At 36.0% G+C, this 2,527-nt stretch carries 4 protein-coding genes and 1 pseudogene; 4 read left to right on the top strand and 1 reads right to left on the bottom strand.

What is annotated here, in order from left to right:
- The 4 genes from HOG88_RS04290 to HOG88_RS04275 form a co-directional block, all read left to right on the top strand.
- Positions 1 to 187: His/Gly/Thr/Pro-type tRNA ligase C-terminal domain-containing protein (locus HOG88_RS04290; RefSeq protein ID WP_295003576.1), on the top strand; the 187-nt coding region annotated here is incomplete at its 5' end.
- A 42-nt stretch (positions 188 to 229) separates the two neighbouring features.
- The gene (locus tag HOG88_RS04285; protein ID WP_295003573.1) at positions 230 to 388 is read left to right on the top strand and encodes a hypothetical protein; all 159 of its coding nucleotides are present in this window, start codon (positions 230 to 232) and stop codon (positions 386 to 388) included.
- 65 nt (positions 389 to 453) lie between these two features.
- Positions 454 to 1,971: an AarF/UbiB family protein gene (locus tag HOG88_RS04280; RefSeq protein WP_295003571.1), complete on the top strand. Its 1,518-nt coding sequence runs from the start codon at positions 454 to 456 to the stop codon at positions 1,969 to 1,971.
- Positions 1,972 to 1,983: 12 nt separating this feature from the next.
- Positions 1,984 to 2,142 (top strand): hypothetical protein, encoded by a 159-nt coding sequence (locus HOG88_RS04275; RefSeq protein ID WP_295003569.1) that lies wholly within the window; start codon positions 1,984 to 1,986, stop codon positions 2,140 to 2,142.
- A 44-nt stretch (positions 2,143 to 2,186) separates the two neighbouring features.
- Here HOG88_RS04275 and HOG88_RS04270 read toward each other — a convergent pair.
- Positions 2,187 to 2,527 (bottom strand): annotated as a pseudogene (locus tag HOG88_RS04270) (hypothetical protein); the annotation flags it as partial.

The raw sequence follows: 2,527 nt of genomic DNA, 5'->3' as shown, positions 1-2,527 counted from the left end.
TGAAACTTTAGGTAAAAAAATCCGCCAAGGAAAGATGGAGAAAGTGCCATACCTATTAGTCATCGGCGACAAAGAAGTTGATAATAAAACTGTAACTGTGGAAGGAAGAAAAGACTACAAAGACACTATGAATGTTGATGAGCTTGTAGAGAAGCTTAAGAATGAGATTGTAAAGAAAACTTTATAACCCTGTTGCCAAAAGTTAGTAATACTCCTATAATAAACACATATGAGATATCCATGGATAGCGCTTACAATTTTAGGCATATGGCTTCCTATTGCCATCTTGATTCTAAAGGAACCAAGACTAGACCCTACACTACTTTACTCTTTAGGGGTCTTTATCAGTGTCGTTCTTGCAATGATAGGGTTTAGAAGCTCCGTATAGTTCGGAGTAAACCCATCAACAAAATGCAAATATTTATACTAATAAAAAGGATTTTCACTATACCAGTGATTTTCTTGAAATACACTATCAAGAGAACTTATATTGATGAGTCTGGTGAAAAGCAAAGGCTAAATAATCCGACACGCTTAAGGTTTGTCTTTCAAGATCTTGGTGGTGTGTTTATGAAGTTTGGCCAGATACTTGCTATGCGTTTTGACATATTGCCAATGAACTATGCAATATCACTTTTAAACCTGCTTGATAATGCACCAAAAGTATCTGACGAGAAGATGTTTAGAATCTTTTTTGATGAGACAGGAAAGGATATACGAGAAGTCTTTAGTAACTTTACTGATATTTCAATGGCTACAGCTTCCTTTGCACAAGTGTATAAAGGAACATACAAAGGAGAGGCGGTGATAATCAAAATACAAAAGCCAAGTGTTAAAAAATATATTAAATCTGATCTGTTGTTACTTAGTTTTCTTACATCTATTATAGACTGGATCGGTGTACTCAAAGCAGTGTCTATGCAAGAGGTTGTGCTTCAACTAAAAGACTGGCTGCGAGAAGAGCTGGACTATACTATAGAAACCTGCAACAATCAGACCATCTATGACCACGTAAAAAAACACAAGCTAGAAGATGTAATAGTACCAAAAGTCTATCATGAATTTTCTACTAGAAAGGTTCTTGTGCAGGAGTTTTTAAATGGATTCCAAGTTAATAAAACGATCAACAGTCTGATAAAAAATCCTGAAAAGACCAAACGTATTTTAAAAGAAAATAATATAGATCCTCTTGAAGTGGCGAACTTATTCATACGCGATATAATGCGCCAGTATTTTATTGACGGCTTCTTCCACGCAGACCCACACCCTGCAAACCTAATGATATTTCCTGGAAACAAAGTGGGTTATATGGACTTTGGGATCATAGGAAAGCTTGAGAACGACAACCACGGTATGCTCAAGTACATAAGAGCATCTGCCAATCTAGAGTTTCATTTAGCAGCAAAAGGTATTGTTGAGTTTATAGAATCTCGTGTAAAAAAGGAGCTCGGAGAAACTCTTAATAAAAAAAGTTTTAAGAGAGCTTTTGATATAATCTTAAGTTTTGTGACAGAACAGCTAACAGAGGACTTCAAACCCATAACAAACGACTGGCATTTCCATACTGGGAACCGAGAACTTAATCTCAAAAACAGGAGTTCGGCTGTCACATTCTTGAAGGTGGTTAAAGCTGTTGAGAAGTATCATATGAAGTTCCCGCCTGACGTTATAGCTTTCATACGAGCACTTCTTATTATAGATATGGTATGTCTGAAGCTTTCAGATGATTTCAGCATGATAGATGCTGTAAATTCATTCTTTGAAGACCATTCTCTTGATAAGGTGAAAGCAATGTCTGAAGAACATATGGAAGAAGTGGAAAGGTTACATGAAATAATATATGCATCAAAAAGCACTGAGTATATAAAAGACAAAGAGTACAATTCCAAAGAACGTTTCATCGATATTGCATATGCACTAGCGGAAAAATATCCAGACCTGTATAATAAAATGAAAGGAATAAGAATTTAATTTTTATATATTATGAAATACCCATGGATAGCAATCACAATAGTCGTAATCTGGTTTATGGCAACATTTACCATACTCTCACGTGGAGAGTCTAATCCAGAATACATACTTGCCGTGTCCCTTATTGCATCTGCAATACTTGGAGTCTGGGGATTCCGCCGACCCAAATAAAAAAAGCCCCGCGACCTTCGGTGCGGGGCTTTTTTTATTTATATTTATACGTCCAAGTTTGCCATTTTGGCATTAGACTGAATAAATGATTTTCTTAGAGTCACATCTGTGCCCATAAGTGTATCAAACACCTTATCTGCTTCTACTGCATCCTCTATAGTTACTTGTTTAAGCACTCTATTTTCTGGATCCATAGTTGTCTCCCAGAGTTCTTCTGGATTCATTTCTCCAAAACCTTTATAACGTTGTATTTTTATTTTTGGTTTTTTAGTTGTAACCTCTTCTACTTCTTCCTCTTCTGTATTTTCACCATCTTCAACCTCCTCTCCTTCAAAATCTTTACCTACTATTGCAAATTTTTCTTCGTCTGTACGAGCATAGTGTA

This window comes from Sulfurimonas sp. (assembly GCF_018698455.1).
Classification (GTDB): domain Bacteria; phylum Campylobacterota; class Campylobacteria; order Campylobacterales; family Sulfurimonadaceae; genus Sulfurimonas.
This window is presented reverse-complemented; position numbering and strand designations above follow the sequence as displayed.